This is a genomic window from Acidovorax sp., from assembly GCF_021287135.1.
GTDB lineage: Bacteria > Pseudomonadota > Gammaproteobacteria > Burkholderiales > Burkholderiaceae_C > Acidovorax.
In genome coordinates this window covers 17,100-33,729 of record NZ_JAJTBB010000078.1, presented here as the reverse complement: position 1 = coordinate 33,729, position 16,630 = coordinate 17,100, and the positions used below count along the sequence as shown (strand labels likewise).

Sequence of the window (16,630 nt, the reverse complement as noted above, 5' to 3'; positions counted from 1 at the left end):
GAAAAAACCGGTCCACTTGCCGGCCCCGGAGCGCCGTGCATAATGGACACAGTTTACAAATTTGGGGTTTGATTATGCTTGACCGGGACGGCTTTCGGCCGAACGTCGGCATCATCCTGCTCAACCAGAGAAACCAGGTGTTCTGGGGCAAGCGCATCCGCACCCACAGCTGGCAGTTTCCGCAAGGTGGCATCGACCGGGGCGAGACCCCCGAACAGGCCATGTTCCGCGAGCTGCACGAGGAGGTGGGGCTCTTGCCCAGCCACGTGCGCGTGGTCGCCCGCACCCGGGACTGGTTGCGCTATGAGGTGCCTGACCGGTACATCCGCCGCGACGCCCGCGGCCATTACAAGGGCCAGAAACAGATCTGGTATCTGCTCCAACTGCTGGGCCACGACTGGGACCTGAACCTTCGCGCGACCAACCATCCGGAGTTCGATGCGTGGCGGTGGAATGACTACTGGGTTCCGCTGGACGTAGTCGTCGAGTTCAAGCGCGGCGTCTATGAAATGGCGCTGACTGAACTGGCCCGCTACCTGCCGCGGCACGAACAGCGCAACCGCTACCTGCGCAGCGGCATGCGCACACGCGAGGGCGAGCACCCCGGCGCCATGTTCCGCACCGGCTCGATGCTGCTCAACCCGGGCATGGAACTGCCGCCTGGCGCCAGCTTCGATCCCGACCCGCAAAACAGCGTGCCCGGCGAGCTCGACGGATTGCCCGCCAATCCACCGGCGCCGTAAGCCCCGGCGAAAAAAATGCCTGCGTCCCGCGCAGGCATTTTTTTCGTGGCATCAGCGCCCTGGCGGCGGCGGTCGATGCCGCCCCAGGCTGCCAGGTCAGTGCGCGGCCAGGATCAGGTTGTCGCGGTGCACCATTTCAGGCTCCGCCATGTACCCCAGCAGCTTTTCAAACTCCGCCGAGGGCTTGCGGCACAGCAGACGCGCTTCGGCTGCCGCGTAGTTGGCCAGGCCCCGCGCGATTTCCAGGCCCGAGGCGTCGCGCACGGCAATCACGTCGCCGCGCGAGAAATCGCCTTCCACGGCCGTCATGCCGATGGGCAGCAGGCTCTTGCCTTCGTCCCGCACCTTGGCCGCCGCGCCGGCATCCACCACCACGGCGCCGCGCAGCTGCAGGTGGTCGGCCATCCACTGCTTGCGGGCTTGCTTCTTCTGCGTCTGCGCCACTAGCAGCGTGCCCAGTGCTTCGCCGCGCGCCAGGCGCATCAGCACGTCCGCCTCCCGGCCCCAGGCAATCACGGTGGACGCGCCCGAGCCGGCAGCCCGCTTGGCCGCCAGGATCTTGGTGATCATGCCGCCTTTGCCGATGCTGGACCCCGCGCCTCCGGCCATGGCCTCCAGGGCCGGGTCGCCCGCATGGGCTTCGTGCACGAACTGCGCAGACGGGTCGCGGCGCGGGTCCGCGGTGTAGAGGCCTTTTTGGTCGGTGAGGATCACCAGCGCGTCGGCCTCGACCAGATTGGCGACCAGCGCGCCCAGCGTGTCGTTGTCGCCAAACTTGATTTCGTCGTTGACGACCGTGTCGTTCTCGTTGATGACCGGCACCACACCCAGGCGCAGCAGGGTCAGCAGCGTCGAGCGCGCGTTCAGATAGCGTTCGCGGTCGGCCAGGTCGGCGTGGGTGAGCAGCACCTGCGCGCTGCCCATGCCCTGCTCGCGCAGCTTGGTTTCGTACATTTGCGCCAGCCCCATCTGGCCAACGGCGGCAGCGGCCTGGAGTTCGTGCACCTCCTTGGGCCGGGCGCTCCAGCCCAGGCGCTTCATTCCTTCGGCGATGGCGCCGCTGGACACCATCACCACCTCGCGGCGCTCCCCGCCATCTCCGCGCACCAGGGCCGCCAGCTGGCGGCTCCATTCGCCAATGGCGGTTTCGTCCAGGCCACGGCCCTCGTTGGTCACAAGACTGGAGCCCACCTTGACCACAATGCGGCGGGCATCTCGCAATACGCTGGAAACCATTTTTGTATGTTTTATGCCGCTAGCGCTTATCTAGCAAGCGCAAGCAGCTATCAATAATATAGCAAGCCATGCACACACTGCCCGGGCATCAGGCAGGCGCGTCGCCGGCAAAGCGCGGGTCCACTTCCACCGGCTCGTTCTCGGCACGCCGTTCGGACTGGATGTGGCGGAAAACGGCGTGGATCAAGGGCTCACACCCTTCCCGCGTGAGGGCAGAGATCTCGAACACCGGCCCTTTCCACTTGAAGCGCTTGACGAAGTCCTTCACCCGTTCAGCGCGGTCCTCGGCCGGCACCATGTCCAGCTTGTTGAGCACCAGCCAGCGCGGCTTGTCGTACAGCTGCTGGTCGTACTTCTTCAGCTCATTCACGATCGCCTTGGCCTGGGCCACGGGGTCCACCGCCTCGTCAAACGGCGCCAGATCCACGATATGCAGCAGCAGACGGGTGCGCTGCAGGTGCCGCAGGAATTGGTGCCCCAGGCCCGCGCCCTCCGACGCGCCCTCGATCAGCCCGGGAATATCGGCCACCACAAAGCTCTGCTCCGGCCCCACCCGCACCACGCCGAGGTTGGGATGCAGCGTGGTGAAGGGATAGTCGGCAATCTTGGGGCGGGCGTTGGACACCGCGGCAATGAAGGTGGACTTGCCCGCATTGGGCATGCCCAGCAGGCCCACATCCGCCAGCACCTTCAGCTCCAGCTTCAGGTTTTTGCGCTCCCCGGGCCAGCCGGGGGTCTTCTGGCGCGGCGCCCGGTTGATGGCACTCTTGAACCGCAGGTTGCCGAAGCCGCCGTCACCGCCCTTGGCGATGGTGATCACTTCGCCCGGATTGAGCAGCTCGTACAGGACCTCGCCCGTTTCCGCGTCGGTGATGATGGTGCCCACCGGCATCTTCAAGGTGATGTCGGCCCCGGCCGCGCCGAACATGTCCGAGCCCATGCCGTGTTCACCCCGCTTGGCCTCGTAGCGGCGGGAGTACCGGTAGTCCACCAGCGTGTTCAGGTTGGGGTCCGCCACAGCGAACACATGCCCGCCGCGCCCGCCGTCCCCTCCGTTGGGCCCGCCGAATTCCTTGTATTTTTCGTGCCGGAACGACACGCAGCCATTGCCCCCATCGCCAGCGGCAATGTCAATAAAGGCTTCGTCGACGAACTTCATGGGATATCCAGTTTACAAAAGAGCGCGGCCATGGCGCACACCGGGGCTCCTGGCCCCACGGCGGCAGCGCAGCGCTGCCAGCGGAAGGCGGGGCGCCATCGTACAGCCCAAACAACAAAGCCCCGGCATAGCGGGGCTTCGTGGGTACCGGAGGTCTCAGCCTCAGGCGGGAGTCACATTGACCGTCTGTTTGGACATTGCGCCCTTGGAGCCGAACGACACGTGGCCGTCCACCAGGGCAAACAAGGTGTGATCCTTGCCCACGCCGACATTGGTGCCGGGGTGGAAACGCGTGCCGCGCTGGCGCACGATGATGGAGCCAGCACTGATCAGTTCACCACCGAACGCCTTGACACCCAGCATCTTTGGCTTGGAGTCGCGCCCGTTTCGCGTAGAGCCGCCGCCTTTTTTCTGTGCCATGACTAGCTCCTTCGATTAAGCAGCAATCGCACCGATTTGCAGCTCGGTGAACTGCTGGCGATGGCCTTGGCGTTTTTGATAGTGCTTGCGACGGCGCATCTTGAAGATGTGCACTTTGTCGTGCTTGCCGTGCGCCACGACAGTGGCTTTCACGGTTGCGCCGGACACCAGGGGCGTACCCACCTTCAGTTCAGCGCCGTTGCCGACAGCCAGAACCTGGTCGATCACAATTTCCTGGCCTACGTCCGCAGCAATCTGTTCTACTTTGATTTTTTCGCCGGAAGCAACGCGATACTGCTTGCCGCCGGTTTTTATGACCGCGTACATGTTGACCTCTTGATTTGAGTTCTGCAGACGGATTTCCGCAGAGCCCGCGAGTATAGCGCATAGCACCGTTTCGCGCCAGCCCTCCCCGGCACCGCGCCACACTGCCCCGGCGAAAGGCCCGGGGCGCCCCGCGGGATTCCTATAATCCGGGCTCTTTCTACGCCCACCATCTTGACCGACCACACCGCTTCCGCTGCCTCGCCACTGCTGCTCGTTGCACAAGACATGCACGAGGTCGACAAGGTCATTGGTCAGCGCCTGACTTCCAGCGTCCCTCTGGTAGCCCAGATATCGCAATACATCATCGCAGCGGGCGGCAAGCGCCTGCGGCCCGCCCTGCTGCTCATGGTCTGCGGAGCACTGGGGTACCGCGGCGCGCACCGCCACAGTCTGGCGGCCGTTGTGGAACTGATCCACACCGCCACGCTGCTGCACGACGATGTGGTGGACGCCTCCACCTTGCGCCGCGGACGGCCCACGGCCAACGAAACCTTCGGCAATCCCGCCAGCGTGCTGGTGGGCGACTTTCTGCACACCCGCTCCTTCCAGATGATGGTGGAGACCGGCAGCATGCGCGTGATGGAGATCCTCTCCGAAGCCACGAACGTGATTGCCGAGGGCGAGGTGTTGCAGCTGATGAACATGCACGATGCCTCGCTCGACGAAGCCGGCTACCTTCGCGTCATCCGCTCCAAGACCGCCAAGCTGTTCGAGGCCAGCGCGCGCCTGGGCGCGGTCCTGGCCGAAAGCCCGGCACCGGTGGAGGAAGCCTGCGCGACCTACGGCCAGGCGCTGGGCACGGCATTCCAGATCATTGACGACGTGCTCGACTACGACGGCAACGCCGCCGAAATGGGCAAAAACCTGGGCGACGACCTGCGGGAAGGCAAGTCCACGCTGCCGCTGATCGCGGCCATGCAGCGCGGCACCGCCAGCCAGGCCCACACCGTGCGCCAAGCCATTGAGCAAGGCTCGACCGATCAGTTGGCGGAGATCGTGCAAATCGTTCGCGAAACCGGGGCGCTGGAGGTCACGCGCGCCGCAGCCATCGAAGAGGCACGGCGGGCCATGGCGGCCGCAGAATGCCTGCCAGCAAATCCGCACTCCGCAGGTTTGCTAGAATTAGCAGCTCAATTGCTTTCACGACGCAATTGAGCCAATCGTTGCAGGCACCGCACAGGTGCCAATAGCGACACACGGGGTGTAGCTTAGCCTGGTAGAGCGCTACGTTCGGGACGTAGAGGCCGGAGGTTCGAATCCTCTCACCCCGACCACCATCACAGCGCAGTGGATGGTAGGTTTTTGGCCATGGACGCCAGCGCACGACGGCTGGCAGTGTGGTACTGCTGCCGACAGCGGCGCCTGTACAGCCCCATGGCGATCGGCGATGATAGGATGGTTTCCTTTCCACACCTAACAACATTACCGGTTACATGGCCGCTGTCGATACTGCCCCCAAAGAAGCCTCCGCCGTCGCCCTGCCCGGGCTCGGACGGGCTTTGATGTCTGCCGGGAAACTGACCCAAAAGGCCGCAGAAGACATTTACAAAAAATCACAGGTCGGCCGCACCAGTTTTATTGCGGAGCTCACCGGCTCCGGCGCGGTGTCTGCCGCAGACCTGGCCCACACCGTATCTGCAGTGTTTGGCGCCCCCTTGCTCGACCTGGACGCCATCGACCCCCAGCGGCTGCCCAAAGACCTGCTGGACGGCAAGATCTGCCAGGCCTACCGGGTGGTCGTCCTGAGCAAGCGCAACAACCGCCTGATTGTGGCCACGGCCGACCCGACCGACCAGGAAGCGGCCGAGAAGATCAAGTTCACCACCCAGATGGGGGTGGACTGGATCATTGCGGAATACGACAAGCTGAGCCGCCTGGTTGAAGCCACGACCAAGTCCGCTGGCGAAACCATGGACACGCTGGTGAGCGGTGGCGGCGACTTCGATTTCGACGATGTCGCGGTAGAAGAAGCCCCTGAGACCAACGACGCCGGGGCCGGGGACGTGGAAGACGCCCCCATCGTCAAATTCCTGCACAAGATGCTGCTGGACGCCTTCAACATGCGGGCGTCCGACCTGCATTTTGAGCCTTACGAGCACCAGTACCGCGTCCGGTTCCGCATTGACGGCGAGTTGCGCGAGATCGCCTCGCCGCCCATCGCCATCAAGGACAAGCTGGCCTCGCGCATCAAGGTCATTTCCCGGCTGGACATCTCCGAAAAGCGGGTCCCCCAGGACGGCCGGATGAAGCTGAAGGTGGGGCCCGACCGCGTGATCGATTTCCGGGTCAGCACCTTGCCGACGCTGTTTGGCGAAAAGATTGTGATCCGTATTCTGGACCCCAGCAGCGCCAAGCTCGGCATTGACGCACTGGGCTACGAGCCGGAGGAAAAGGAACGCCTGCTGGAGGCGATTGGCCGACCGTATGGAATGATCCTGGTCACCGGGCCAACCGGCTCCGGCAAGACCGTGTCCTTGTACACCTGCCTGAACCTGCTGAACAAGCCGGGAGTCAACATTGCCACGGCCGAAGACCCGTCAGAAATCAACCTCCCGGGCGTCAACCAGGTGAACGTGAACGAAAAAGCGGGGCTGACATTCGCGGTCGCCCTGAAGTCGTTTCTGCGCCAGGATCCGGACATCATCATGGTGGGGGAAATCCGCGACCTGGAAACGGCCGATATTTCGATCAAGGCGGCACAAACGGGGCACTTGGTCCTGTCCACGCTCCACACCAATGACGCGCCGACCACGCTGACCCGGATGCGCAACATGGGCATTGCGCCCTTCAATATCGCCTCCAGCGTCATCTTGATCACGGCCCAGCGCCTCGCCCGGCGGCTCTGCCCGGTTTGCAAAGCACCCGCAGACATTCCTCTGGAGGCGCTGATAGACGCTGGCTACAAGGAAGAGGAAATTGACGGTAGCTGGGTCACCTACCGCCCGGTCGGATGCTCCGCCTGCAACAACGGCTACAAGGGCCGCGTGGGCATCTACCAGGTGATGCCGATTTCCGAAGAGCTGCAGCGCATCATCTTGCGGGACGGCAGCGCCCTGGAAATTGCAGAGCAGGCCCGCGCCGAAGGGGTTCGTTCACTGCGCGAATCGGGCCTCTACAAAGCCAAGCTGGGTTTGACTTCGCTGGAAGAAGTTCTCGCCGTCACCAACGAATAACGGAATTACGAGCTAGAGGGACCAACATGGCAACCGCAGCATCCAGGGACATCAAGGATTTTGTTTTTGAATGGGAAGGGAAGGACCGCAACGGGAAGATTGTGCGGGGCGAGGTCCGTGCGGTGGGCGAGAACCAGGTGCAGGCCACGCTCCGCCGGCAGGGGGTTTTTCCCACCAAGATCAAAAAGCGCCGGATGCGTTCCGGCAAAAAGATCAAGCCCAAGGATATTGCCCTGTTCACCCGGCAGCTGGCCACGATGATGAAGGCCGGCGTGCCGCTGCTGCAGTCCTTTGACATAGTCGGGCGCGGCAACACCAATGCCAGCGTGACCAAGCTTCTCAACGACATTCGCTCGGATGTGGAAACCGGGACATCGCTCAACGCGGCATTCCGCAAACACCCGATGTATTTCGACAGCCTCTACTGCAACCTGGTGGAGGCAGGCGAAGCGGCCGGTATTCTGGAAGCGCTGCTGGACCGGCTGGCCACCTACATGGAAAAAACGGAGGCCATCAAGTCCAAGATCAAATCGGCATTGATGTACCCCATCTCGGTCATCATCGTCGCATTCGTGGTGGTCACGGTGATCATGATTTTCGTGATCCCGGCCTTCAAGGAGGTGTTCACCTCGTTCGGCGCTGACCTTCCTGCCCCGACCCTGTTCGTCATGGGCATCAGCGATATCTTTGTGAAATGGTGGTGGCTGATCTTCGGCGTGGTCGGCGGCGGCATCTTTTTCTTCATGCAGGCCTGGAAGCGGAACGAGAAGATGCAGATGTTCATGGACCGGGTACTGCTCCGTGTCCCGATTTTTGGCGCGCTGGTGGAAAAGTCCTGCGTCGCGCGCTGGACGCGCACGCTGGCGACCATGTTTGCCGCGGGTGTGCCGTTGGTGGAAGCCCTCGACTCGGTCGGGGGCGCGTCCGGGAATTCCGTCTATTCGATGGCAACGGAAAAGATCCAGCAGGAGGTCTCGACCGGCACGAGCCTGACTGCCGCCATGGGCAATGCCAACGTCTTTCCCTCCATGGTGCTGCAGATGTGCGCGATTGGCGAGGAGTCCGGTTCCATTGACCACATGCTGGGCAAGGCCGCCGACTTCTACGAGGCCGAGGTGGACGAAATGGTGGCCGGGCTGTCGAGCCTGATGGAGCCCATCATCATTGTGTTCCTGGGGACCCTGATCGGCGGCATCGTCGTGTCCATGTACCTGCCCATCTTCAAGCTGGGCCAGGTCGTCTGATGGAGATGGCAGCGTGGGGCAACGCGGTGCTGGGCGGCGTGCTGGGGCTTCTGATCGGCAGCTTTCTGAATGTCGTCATCTACCGCCTGCCGAAAATGCTGGAGCGGCAATGGGCCCAAGAAATCCAGGCGGCCCAGACGCCCGCCGGCGACAGCAACGCAGCGCCGGCCGACGCCGCTGCGCAAGAGCCCTTCAACCTCATGGTGCCTCGCTCCCGCTGTCCGTCCTGCGGACACATGGTGCAGTGGTACGAGAACATCCCCGTCCTCAGCTATCTCTTCCTGCGGGGGCGCTGTTCAGCCTGCAAGGCACCGATCGGAATCCGCTATCCGCTGGTTGAGCTGGCGACAGGCGCGCTGTTCTTCTTCTGCGTCCAGCGCTGGGGGCTGACGCCCACCGCCGCAGCCTGGTGCGGCTTTTCGGCGGCCCTGGTGGCGTTGGCGCTGATCGACTGGGACACCACGCTGCTGCCGGACGATATCACCCTGCCCCTGCTGTGGGCCGGACTGTTGGCGGCTGCCCTGCAATGGACGCAAGTGCCCCTGCAGGATTCGGTGCTCGGCGCGGCCGCCGGGTACCTTTCGCTCTGGCTGGTCTACTGGGGCTTCAAGCTGGCCACCGGCAAGGAAGGCATGGGCTACGGGGACTTCAAGCTCTTTGCCGCGCTGGGAGCATGGTTTGGCTGGCCAGCATTGGTGCCGATCATTCTCATGGCGTCCGTGATCGGCGCGGTCATCGGAATTGCCATGAAACTCCGGAGCAGCCTGCGCGAGGGCGGCTACGTCCCGTTCGGGCCCTTCCTGGTGGGCGCGGGGTTCACGGCCATGATTTTCGGGCCTCATGCGATCCTGGGCACCGTGCTGGGCCTGCTGGGGCTTTGACCGATGGACGGTGCGCGCAAGCGGCCCGTGCTGCTGGGCCTGACCGGGGGCATCGGCAGCGGCAAGAGCACCGTGGGCAGCCAGTTGGCGGGCCTGGGCGCGGCCCTGATCGATGCAGACCAGATTGCCCGCGAAGCCACCGGCCCGGGGGGGAGCGCCATGGCGGCCATCCGCGCCAGCTTCGGGCCGGATTTCGTGGATGAGCGGGGCGCGCTGGACCGCGCCCGCATGCGCGACTGGGTCTTCAGCCGCCCGGAGGCCCGGGCGCAACTGGAAGCCATCGTGCATCCCCTGGTAACGCTGCAGTCCGATCTCCTGGCCCAGCGGGCAGCCGAGGAAGGACGGGCGGTGGTGGTGTTCGACATCCCCCTGCTCGCCGAGTCCGGCCGGTGGGCCCGCCGGCTCGATGCCGTGCTGGTGGTGGACTGCCCTGAGGAAACGCAGGTCGAGCGCGTCATGCGGCGCAACGGGCTTGCGCGCGAGGCGGTGCTGGGGATCATCGCTTCCCAAGCCAGCCGCCCGGCGCGCCGGGCCATTGCGGACGCCGTCATTGCCAATGGCGGGGACTGCACCCTGGAAGCACTGCATGCGCAGACGCGGCAGATGGCTGCGCTGTTCGGGCTATGATGAGCGGACGAAACTGTTTGTGCTTTTCCGCCTGGCCGCGCGCCAGCGGCGCCAGAATGCCCCCTGAGCCTCCAGGAACCCGCCAGCGTGATCCTTTACGAATATCCCTTTAACGAACGCCTGAGAACCTACCTGCGGCTGGAGCAGTTGTTCCGCAGGCTGGGCGAATTGATCCCCCGCACCCATGCGCTGGACCACCACTTCGCGCTCGTTACGATTTTCGAAATCATGGACGTGGCCGCGCGGGCGGACCTGAAGGCCGATGTGCTCAAGGATATTGAAAAGCACAAGCACCAGCTCGACAGCTACCGCGGCAACCCGTCCATTTCGGAGGCTGCGCTGGACGCGGTCATTGCGCAGCTGGACCGCTGCTTTACCGCGCTGAACACCCAAGCCGGAAAGGCCGGGCACGCGCTGACCGAAAACGACTGGCTGATGAGCATTCGCAGCCGCGTGGGCATTCCGGGCGGCACCTGCGGGTTCGACCTTCCGGCCTACTACGCCTGGCAGCACGATGCGCCGGCGGTTCGCCAGCAGGCGCTGGAGGGGTGGGCTTCCACGCTCGCACCGCTGGCCGAGGCCATCTACGTGCTGCTCAAACTGCTGCGGGATTCGGGCGTGCCGCAAAAGGTGGCGGCAGAACGCGGCCAGTTCCAGCAGAACCTCCCCCAGGGCCGCACCTTCCAGTTGCTGCGACTGCGCATTGATCCCGGCCTGAACCTCGTGCCGGAAATCAGCGGCAACCGGCTGATTGTGTCCGTGCGCCTCATGCGCCGCGAGGACGACGGCCGTCTGCAGCCGTGCACCGAGGACACGGCCTTCGAATTGACCCTGTGCGCCTGACCCGAACGCGCGCGACCACTGCCTGCGGCAGTTTTCCTTTCTCTTGCACGAAGCCATGGCCCATCCGGCGCAATCCTCCTCGCAGCCGCCCCGCACGGTGATGTGTCCGTGTTGCGGTGGCGACAGCCTCTACAGCCCTGCCAACGCCTACCGGCCGTTCTGCAGCGAACGCTGCAAGCAGATCGACCTGGGGGCCTGGGCCAACGAGGATTTCCGCATGCCAGCCGAGTCGCCCCCGGCCGATGCCCAGTACGGCGATCCGCGCACGGAACACTGAGATACCCGCGCGGCCGCAGCGCCGCCTCCGGGATTGGCCACCCGAGCATTCAGCGCCAAAAGGCACTCCGGCGGCGTCACTGCAGCGCGAAGCGCTACAAAATATATAGCACTACTCCGCAGCACCCGGACTGAATTGCAGCCCCCGCTCTGCCGCCAGCCATTCCAACACCGGGTACGCCCCTGGCAGGACGGGTGCCACCGTCAGCGGCATCTGCTGCCAGGCCATGGACTGGCCCTCGCGCATTTCGAAATCCCCCGTCCATTCGCGGACCTTGCACCAGTGCAGGCGCACCAGGGCATGCGGATAGTCGTGTTCGGTGACCTTCCACACGGCGGCCGGGCCGATGGTCACGCCGAGTTCTTCGATGAGTTCACGGCGCAGCGCCTGTTCTACCGTTTCGCCGGCTTCGAGCTTCCCGCCCGGAAACTCCCAGTAGCCGGCATAGGGCTTGCCCGGCGGGCGGGTGGACAGCAGCATGGCGCCGTCGTCCCGCAGCAGGATGCCCACCGCCACCTCGGTGTGTTTGCGCGCCTCCTGCGTCATATCCGCCCCGCGTAGTCGCGCGCAAACTGGTAGGCCACCCGGCCGCTGCGCGAGCCGCGTTCCAGGGCCCAGACCAGGGCTTCGGGGCGGGCCGCCGCGATGGCCGCGGGGGGCACGCCCAGGGAGCCCAGCCATTGCGCCACAATGGTGAGGTATTCCTCCTGGCTGAAGGGGTAGAAGCTCACCCAGAGCCCGAAGCGCTCCGACAGGGAGATCTTCTCCTCCACCACCTCGCCGGGATGGACTTCGCCATCCTCCGTGTGCGTGTAGGAAAGGTTTTCCTTCATGTACTCGGGCAGCAGGTGGCGCCGGTTGCTCGTGGCATAGACCAGCACATTGGGGGTGGCTGCGGCCACCGATCCGTCCAGGATGGATTTGAGCGCCTTGTAGCCCGCCTCGCCCTCTTCAAAGCTCAGGTCGTCGCAGAAGACGATGAATTTCTCCGGCCGCCCGGACACCACTTCCACGATGTCGGGCAAATCGGTCAGGTCGGCCTTGTCCACCTCGATCAGGCGCAGTCCCTGCGGCGCGTAGGCATTCAGGCAGGCCTTGATGAGCGACGATTTGCCCGTGCCGCGCGCGCCCGTCAGCAGCACGTTGTTGGCGGGCTTGCCCTGCACGAACTGCTGCGTGTTGCGCTCGATCTTTTCCTTCTGGCCGTCAATCTCCTTGAGCTCCGACAGCTGCAGGGCCGCCACATGGCGTACCGGCTCCAGGGTGCCATGCCCGCTGCTGCGCTTGCGGTAGCGCCACGCAATGGCCGCAGACCAATCGGGGGCGCCCAGCGGCTGCGGCAGCACGGACTCGATGCGGGCCATGAGTTGCTCGGCGCGCTCGATCAAACGTTCAAGATTTTGGTTCATTTTGGCCTGTAGCGCCCTTCCAGCAAGCGCAAGCAGCTACAAAAAAGTGAGTATTTCAGGACCGGTAGTCCGCGTTGATCGTGACGTAGTCGTGGCTGAAGTCGCAGGTCCACACCGTGTCCGCCGCCACACCGCGGCCCAGCACGACGCGCACCGTGATCTCGCTTTGCTTCATCACGCGCTGGCCGTCTTCCTCGCGGTAGGCCGGGTTGCGGCCACCCTGCTGGGCCACGTGCACGTCGTCCAGGTACAGGTCGATGCCCGTCTGGTCCAGGTCTTCGATGCCCGCGTAGCCCACGGCGGCCAGGATCCGGCCCAGGTTGGGGTCGCTGGCATAGAACGCCGTCTTGACCAGGGGCGAGTGGGCGATGGCGTAGGCCACCTTGCGGCATTCTTCCGCCGTTTTGCCGCCTTCCACCTGCACGGTGATGAACTTGGTGGCGCCTTCGCCGTCGCGCACGATGGCCTGGGCCAGCTGCTGCGACACCGCCAGCAGGGCCGCCTTGAGCGCCTGGCCCTCGGCGCTGTCCAGGGCCGTGATCGGCGCATGCGCAGCCTTGTGGGTGGCCACGAGCACGAACGAGTCGTTGGTCGAGGTGTCGCCGTCAATGGTGACGCGGTTGAACGACCCCTCGGCCAGCTCGCGCACCAGCTGCTGCAGCACGGTGGGCGCCACGCAGGCATCCGTGGCCAGGAAGCCGAGCATGGTCGCCATGTTGGGGCGGATCATCCCGGCCCCCTTGCTGATGCCGGTGATGGACACCGTCGCGCCACCGACCTGGACCTGCGCGGAAAACGCCTTGGGCAAGGTGTCCGTGGTCATGATGCCTTCGGCCGCCCGCGCCCAATGGCCGGGTTGCGCATCGGCGATGGCAGCCGGCAGGCCCGCCTCGATGCGGTCGTTGGGCAGGGGTTCCATGATCACGCCGGTCGAGAACGGCAGCACCTGCTCCGGCGCCACGCCCAAGTGGCGCGCCAGTGCGACACAGGTGGAGCGTGCACGCGCCAGGCCGTCAGCGCCCGTGCCGGCGTTGGCGTTGCCGGTGTTGATCACCATGGCGCGGATGGGCTGGCCGCTGGCCAAATGTTCGCGGCTGATCTGCACGGGGGCGGCGCAAAAGCGGTTCTGCGTGAAGACGCCGGCCACCGCGGCTCCCTCGTCCAGCAGGAACACCGTGAGGTCCTTGCGGTGGGCCTTGCGGACACCGGCTTCGGCAACGCCAATGCGGACGCCGGCGATGGGCCGCAGGTCGGCGGCGACGGGGGCCAGAAGATTCACGGGCATGGGAATGGGCCTTTCTCTTTCTCTTTGCTATCCGGGGGAAGACAACGGACGGGCGGTCGCCACGCAGGCACGCGCCCGTTCCATGAAGACTGCGCGATTATCCGGAAAACCGTGCCGCGCCAATGAAAACACGGGCCGAAGCCCGTGTGGCAGGGACCGTCCGTCAGCCCATCCTCATGCCAGCTTGCCGTGGCACTGCTTGTACTTCTTGCCGCTGCCACAGGGGCAGGGGTCGTTGCGCCCGATGCGCATGCCCTGGAACTCCTGCGGCAAGGCCGCAGCAGCCTCTGCCGGGCCGCCGGCCAGGGTCTCCACTTCGCCGGTCTCCGTCGGCGCCGTGTACGTCACGTTGGCAATGGCTTCGCCACGGCTTTCCATGTCCTGCGCAGCCTGGTCGAGCTGCTCTTGCGACTGCACCTGGACCGTCATCAGGATCTTGGTGACCTCGTTCTTCACCTGGTCGATCAGCTGGCGGAACAGCTCGAAGGCTTCGCGCTTGTATTCCTGCTTGGGCTGCTTTTGCGCATAGCCGCGCAGGTGGATGCCCTGGCGCAGATAGTCCAGCGCAGACAGGTGGTCGCGCCAGTTCGAGTCAAAGCTCTGCAGCAGCACCATGCGCTCGAACTGCGTGAAGTTCTCACGGCCGACCTGCTCCACCTTGGCGCCAAACGCGGCATGAGCGGCCGCCACGACCTTCTCCAGGATCTCGTCGTCGGTGATGGCGCTGGAGCCCTGCACGAGCTGCTGCAGGTCGATGGCCACCTGCCATTCCTCAGCCAGGGCCTTCTCCAGGCCCGGCAGGTCCCACTGCTCTTCCACCGATTCAGCCGGCACGTACTGGCGCACCAGATCGGTCGCGCAATCCTCGCGCATGGCCGCGATCACGTCGGACAAGTCGGCCGCGTCCAGGATGTCGTTGCGCTGCTGGTAGATCACCTTGCGCTGGTCGTTGGCCACATCGTCGTATTCCAGCAGCTGCTTGCGGATGTCGAAGTTGCGGGCTTCCACCTTGCGCTGGGCCGACTCGATGCTGCGGGTCACGATGCCGGCTTCGATGGCTTCACCATCGGGCATCTTGAGGCGGTCCATGATCGCCTTGACGCGGTCGCCCGCGAAAATGCGCATCAGGGAGTCGTCCAGGCTCAAGTAGAAGCGCGAGGAGCCGGGGTCGCCCTGGCGGCCCGAGCGGCCCCGCAGCTGGTTGTCGATGCGGCGGGACTCGTGGCGCTCGGTGGCGATGATGCGCAGGCCGCCCAGGGCCTTGACCTTCTCGTGATCGGCCTTCCACTGCTCGCGCAGCGCGGCCACCTTGGCCGCGCGCTCGGATTCGGAGAGGGACTCGTCGGCCTCGATGGCCACCACATCCTTCTCGATGTTGCCGCCCAGCACGATGTCGGTGCCGCGGCCCGCCATGTTGGTGGCGATGGTGATCATGCCTTCGCGGCCGGCCTGCGCCACGATGTCGGCTTCACGCGCATGCTGCTTGGCGTTGAGGACCTGGTGCGGCAAACCTTCCTTGTTGAGCAGCTGGTCGATGATCTCGGAGTTCTCGATCGACGTCGTACCCACCAGCACGGGCTGGCCGCGCTCGTGGCACTCGCGGATGTCCTTGATCGCGGCCTCGTACTTCTCGCGCGTGGTCTTGTAGACGCGGTCGAGCTGGTCGTCGCGCTTGCTCGGGCGATTGGGCGGAATGACGACGGTTTCCAGGCCGTAGATCTCCTGGAACTCGTAGGCCTCGGTGTCGGCCGTGCCGGTCATGCCGGCCAGCTTGTTGTACAGGCGGAAATAGTTCTGGAAGGTGATCGAGGCCAGGGTCTGGTTCTCGGCCTGGATGTTCACGCCTTCCTTGGCCTCGACGGCCTGGTGCAGGCCTTCGCTCCAGCGGCGGCCCGACATCAGGCGGCCGGTGAACTCGTCCACGATCACGATCTCGCCGTTCTGCACCACGTAATGCTGGTCGCGGTGGTACAGGTGGTTGGCCCGCAGCGCCGCATACAGGTGGTGCATCAGCGTGATGTTGGCCGGGTCGTACACCGACGCCCCTTCAGCAATCAGGCCGTGGGACGCCAGGATGCGCTCGGCGTTTTCATGGCCTTGCTCGGTCAGGAACACCTGGTGGGTCTTCTCGTCCACCGTGAAGTCGCCCGGCTTGGTCACCCCCTCGCCGGTGCGCGGGTCGGCTTCACCTTCCTGGCGCACCAGCAGCGGCACCACCTTGTTCATCGCGATGTACATCGCGGTGTGGTCTTCGGCCTGGCCGCTGATGATCAGCGGCGTGCGGGCCTCGTCGATCAGGATGGAGTCCACCTCGTCCACGATCGCGAAGTTCAAGCCGCGCTGCACGCGGTCCTGCGACTCATACACCATGTTGTCGCGCAGGTAGTCGAAGCCGTACTCGTTGTTGGTGCCGTAGGTGATGTCGGCACGGTAGGCTTCCTGCTTCTGCTCGCGCGGCATCTGCGGCAGGTTGACCCCGACGGTGAGCCCCAGGAAGTTGTACAGGCGGCCCATCCATTGGGCATCGCGGTTGGCCAGGTAGTCGTTGACCGTCACCACGTGCACGCCCTTGTCCGACAGGGCGTTGAGATACACCGGGAGCGTCGCGGTCAGCGTCTTGCCCTCCCCCGTGCGCATTTCGGAAATTTTGCCGAAGTGCAGGGCCATGCCGCCCAGCAGCTGCACATCGAAGTGCCGCATCTTCATGATGCGCTTGGAGCCTTCGCGCACCACCGCGAAGGCTTCGGGCAGGATGTCATCCAGCGACTCGCCCTTGGCCACGCGCTCCTTGAACTCTTGCGTCTTGGCGCGCAGTTGTTCATCGGACAGTTTCTCGTAGTCGGGCTCCATCGCATTGATGCGGGACACCGTCTTGCGGTACTGCTTGAGCAACCGGTCATTGCGGCTGCCGAATAGTTTGGTGAGGAAGTTGGTGGCCATGCGAACAGGACCGCCCGGCCGCTGCAATCAGCGCGCCAGGCGACCGAAATCCCTAAGATGAATTGA

At 64.7% G+C, this 16,630-nt stretch carries 16 protein-coding genes and 1 tRNA gene; 9 read left to right on the top strand and 8 right to left on the bottom strand.

Going from position 1 to position 16,630, the window contains the following annotated elements:
* Positions 1 to 74 precede the first annotated feature (74 nt).
* Complete coding sequence (locus tag LWW96_RS17500) at positions 75 to 743, top strand: RNA pyrophosphohydrolase (protein WP_291489136.1); 669 nt, start codon at positions 75 to 77, stop codon at positions 741 to 743.
* Between the two features lie 96 nt (positions 744 to 839).
* Here the strand turns inward: LWW96_RS17500 and proB are convergent, their stop codons facing one another.
* The 4 genes from proB to rplU all read right to left on the bottom strand — a co-directional run bounded on the left by proB (position 840) and on the right by rplU (position 3,885).
* A complete protein-coding gene (proB, locus tag LWW96_RS17495) occupies positions 840 to 1,979 on the bottom strand; it encodes a glutamate 5-kinase (protein WP_291489135.1) in 1,140 nt (379 codons plus the stop codon).
* An 88-nt stretch (positions 1,980 to 2,067) separates the two neighbouring features.
* Entirely contained in the window at positions 2,068 to 3,138 is a 1,071-nt protein-coding gene (gene cgtA, locus LWW96_RS17490) for an Obg family GTPase CgtA (RefSeq protein WP_291489134.1), read from the bottom strand.
* A gap of 162 nt (positions 3,139 to 3,300) precedes the next feature.
* Positions 3,301 to 3,558: a 50S ribosomal protein L27 gene (gene rpmA, locus LWW96_RS17485; protein ID WP_291489133.1), complete on the bottom strand. Its 258-nt coding sequence runs from the start codon at positions 3,556 to 3,558 to the stop codon at positions 3,301 to 3,303.
* 15 nt (positions 3,559 to 3,573) lie between these two features.
* Positions 3,574 to 3,885, bottom strand: a complete 312-nt coding sequence (rplU, locus tag LWW96_RS17480; protein ID WP_005794184.1) for a 50S ribosomal protein L21 — start codon at positions 3,883 to 3,885, stop codon at positions 3,574 to 3,576.
* A gap of 225 nt (positions 3,886 to 4,110) precedes the next feature.
* Between rplU and LWW96_RS17475 the strand changes: the two genes are divergently transcribed.
* From LWW96_RS17475 to LWW96_RS17440, 8 genes are all read left to right on the top strand, one after another.
* On the top strand, positions 4,111 to 5,040 hold the full coding sequence (locus tag LWW96_RS17475; RefSeq protein WP_291489280.1) for a polyprenyl synthetase family protein: 930 nt from the start codon (positions 4,111 to 4,113) through the stop codon (positions 5,038 to 5,040).
* A gap of 42 nt (positions 5,041 to 5,082) precedes the next feature.
* Positions 5,083 to 5,159, top strand: a tRNA-Pro gene (locus tag LWW96_RS17470).
* Positions 5,160 to 5,318: 159 nt separating this feature from the next.
* Entirely contained in the window at positions 5,319 to 7,058 is a 1,740-nt protein-coding gene (gene pilB / locus LWW96_RS17465) for a type IV-A pilus assembly ATPase PilB (RefSeq protein ID WP_291489132.1), read from the top strand.
* A gap of 26 nt (positions 7,059 to 7,084) precedes the next feature.
* Positions 7,085 to 8,302: a type II secretion system F family protein gene (locus LWW96_RS17460; protein ID WP_291489131.1), complete on the top strand. Its 1,218-nt coding sequence runs from the start codon at positions 7,085 to 7,087 to the stop codon at positions 8,300 to 8,302.
* Complete coding sequence (locus LWW96_RS17455; RefSeq protein ID WP_291489130.1) at positions 8,302 to 9,183, top strand: A24 family peptidase; 882 nt, start codon at positions 8,302 to 8,304, stop codon at positions 9,181 to 9,183. The genes LWW96_RS17460 and LWW96_RS17455 overlap by 1 nt, the downstream gene beginning before the upstream one ends.
* A gap of 3 nt (positions 9,184 to 9,186) precedes the next feature.
* Entirely contained in the window at positions 9,187 to 9,810 is a 624-nt protein-coding gene (gene coaE / locus LWW96_RS17450) for a dephospho-CoA kinase (RefSeq protein WP_291489129.1), read from the top strand.
* A gap of 87 nt (positions 9,811 to 9,897) precedes the next feature.
* Positions 9,898 to 10,653: a cell division protein ZapD gene (gene zapD, locus LWW96_RS17445; RefSeq protein ID WP_291489128.1), complete on the top strand. Its 756-nt coding sequence runs from the start codon at positions 9,898 to 9,900 to the stop codon at positions 10,651 to 10,653.
* Positions 10,654 to 10,708: 55 nt separating this feature from the next.
* Positions 10,709 to 10,930, top strand: coding sequence for a DNA gyrase inhibitor YacG (locus LWW96_RS17440; RefSeq protein ID WP_291489127.1), 222 nt, complete (start codon positions 10,709 to 10,711; stop codon positions 10,928 to 10,930).
* Positions 10,931 to 11,041: 111 nt separating this feature from the next.
* Here the strand turns inward: LWW96_RS17440 and LWW96_RS17435 are convergent, their stop codons facing one another.
* The 4 genes from LWW96_RS17435 to secA all read right to left on the bottom strand — a co-directional run bounded on the left by LWW96_RS17435 (position 11,042) and on the right by secA (position 16,564).
* Entirely contained in the window at positions 11,042 to 11,476 is a 435-nt protein-coding gene (locus LWW96_RS17435; RefSeq protein WP_291489126.1) for an NUDIX domain-containing protein, read from the bottom strand.
* The gene (locus LWW96_RS17430) at positions 11,473 to 12,339 is read right to left on the bottom strand and encodes an ATP-binding protein (RefSeq protein ID WP_291489125.1); all 867 of its coding nucleotides are present in this window, start codon (positions 12,337 to 12,339) and stop codon (positions 11,473 to 11,475) included. Before LWW96_RS17430 ends, LWW96_RS17435 begins: the two co-directional genes overlap by 4 nt.
* A gap of 55 nt (positions 12,340 to 12,394) precedes the next feature.
* The gene (gene argJ / locus LWW96_RS17425; RefSeq protein ID WP_291489124.1) at positions 12,395 to 13,624 is read right to left on the bottom strand and encodes a bifunctional glutamate N-acetyltransferase/amino-acid acetyltransferase ArgJ; all 1,230 of its coding nucleotides are present in this window, start codon (positions 13,622 to 13,624) and stop codon (positions 12,395 to 12,397) included.
* A gap of 174 nt (positions 13,625 to 13,798) precedes the next feature.
* Positions 13,799 to 16,564, bottom strand: a complete 2,766-nt coding sequence (gene secA / locus LWW96_RS17420) for a preprotein translocase subunit SecA (RefSeq protein WP_291489123.1) — start codon at positions 16,562 to 16,564, stop codon at positions 13,799 to 13,801.
* Positions 16,565 to 16,630 lie beyond the last annotated feature (66 nt).

Excerpts from the sequence above, each read along its gene's own strand:
- LWW96_RS17430 (WP_291489125.1), bottom strand. The coding sequence starts at position 12,339 with ATGAACCAAAATCTTGAACGTTTGATCGAGCGCGCCGAGCAACTCATG.
- argJ (WP_291489124.1), bottom strand. The coding sequence starts at position 13,624 with ATGCCCGTGAATCTTCTGGCCCCCGTCGCCGCCGACCTGCGGCCCATC.
- coaE (WP_291489129.1), top strand. The coding sequence starts at position 9,187 with ATGGACGGTGCGCGCAAGCGGCCCGTGCTGCTGGGCCTGACCGGGGGC.
- secA (WP_291489123.1), bottom strand. The coding sequence starts at position 16,564 with ATGGCCACCAACTTCCTCACCAAACTATTCGGCAGCCGCAATGACCGG.
- LWW96_RS17440 (WP_291489127.1), top strand. The coding sequence starts at position 10,709 with ATGGCCCATCCGGCGCAATCCTCCTCGCAGCCGCCCCGCACGGTGATG.
- proB (WP_291489135.1), bottom strand. The coding sequence starts at position 1,979 with ATGGTTTCCAGCGTATTGCGAGATGCCCGCCGCATTGTGGTCAAGGTG.
- pilB (WP_291489132.1), top strand. The coding sequence starts at position 5,319 with ATGGCCGCTGTCGATACTGCCCCCAAAGAAGCCTCCGCCGTCGCCCTG.
- rplU (WP_005794184.1), bottom strand. The coding sequence starts at position 3,885 with ATGTACGCGGTCATAAAAACCGGCGGCAAGCAGTATCGCGTTGCTTCC.
- LWW96_RS17460 (WP_291489131.1), top strand. The coding sequence starts at position 7,085 with ATGGCAACCGCAGCATCCAGGGACATCAAGGATTTTGTTTTTGAATGG.
- LWW96_RS17455 (WP_291489130.1), top strand. The coding sequence starts at position 8,302 with ATGGAGATGGCAGCGTGGGGCAACGCGGTGCTGGGCGGCGTGCTGGGG.
- cgtA (WP_291489134.1), bottom strand. The coding sequence starts at position 3,138 with ATGAAGTTCGTCGACGAAGCCTTTATTGACATTGCCGCTGGCGATGGG.
- rpmA (WP_291489133.1), bottom strand. The coding sequence starts at position 3,558 with ATGGCACAGAAAAAAGGCGGCGGCTCTACGCGAAACGGGCGCGACTCC.
- LWW96_RS17500 (WP_291489136.1), top strand. The coding sequence starts at position 75 with ATGCTTGACCGGGACGGCTTTCGGCCGAACGTCGGCATCATCCTGCTC.
- LWW96_RS17435 (WP_291489126.1), bottom strand. The coding sequence starts at position 11,476 with ATGACGCAGGAGGCGCGCAAACACACCGAGGTGGCGGTGGGCATCCTG.
- LWW96_RS17475 (WP_291489280.1), top strand. The coding sequence starts at position 4,111 with ATGCACGAGGTCGACAAGGTCATTGGTCAGCGCCTGACTTCCAGCGTC.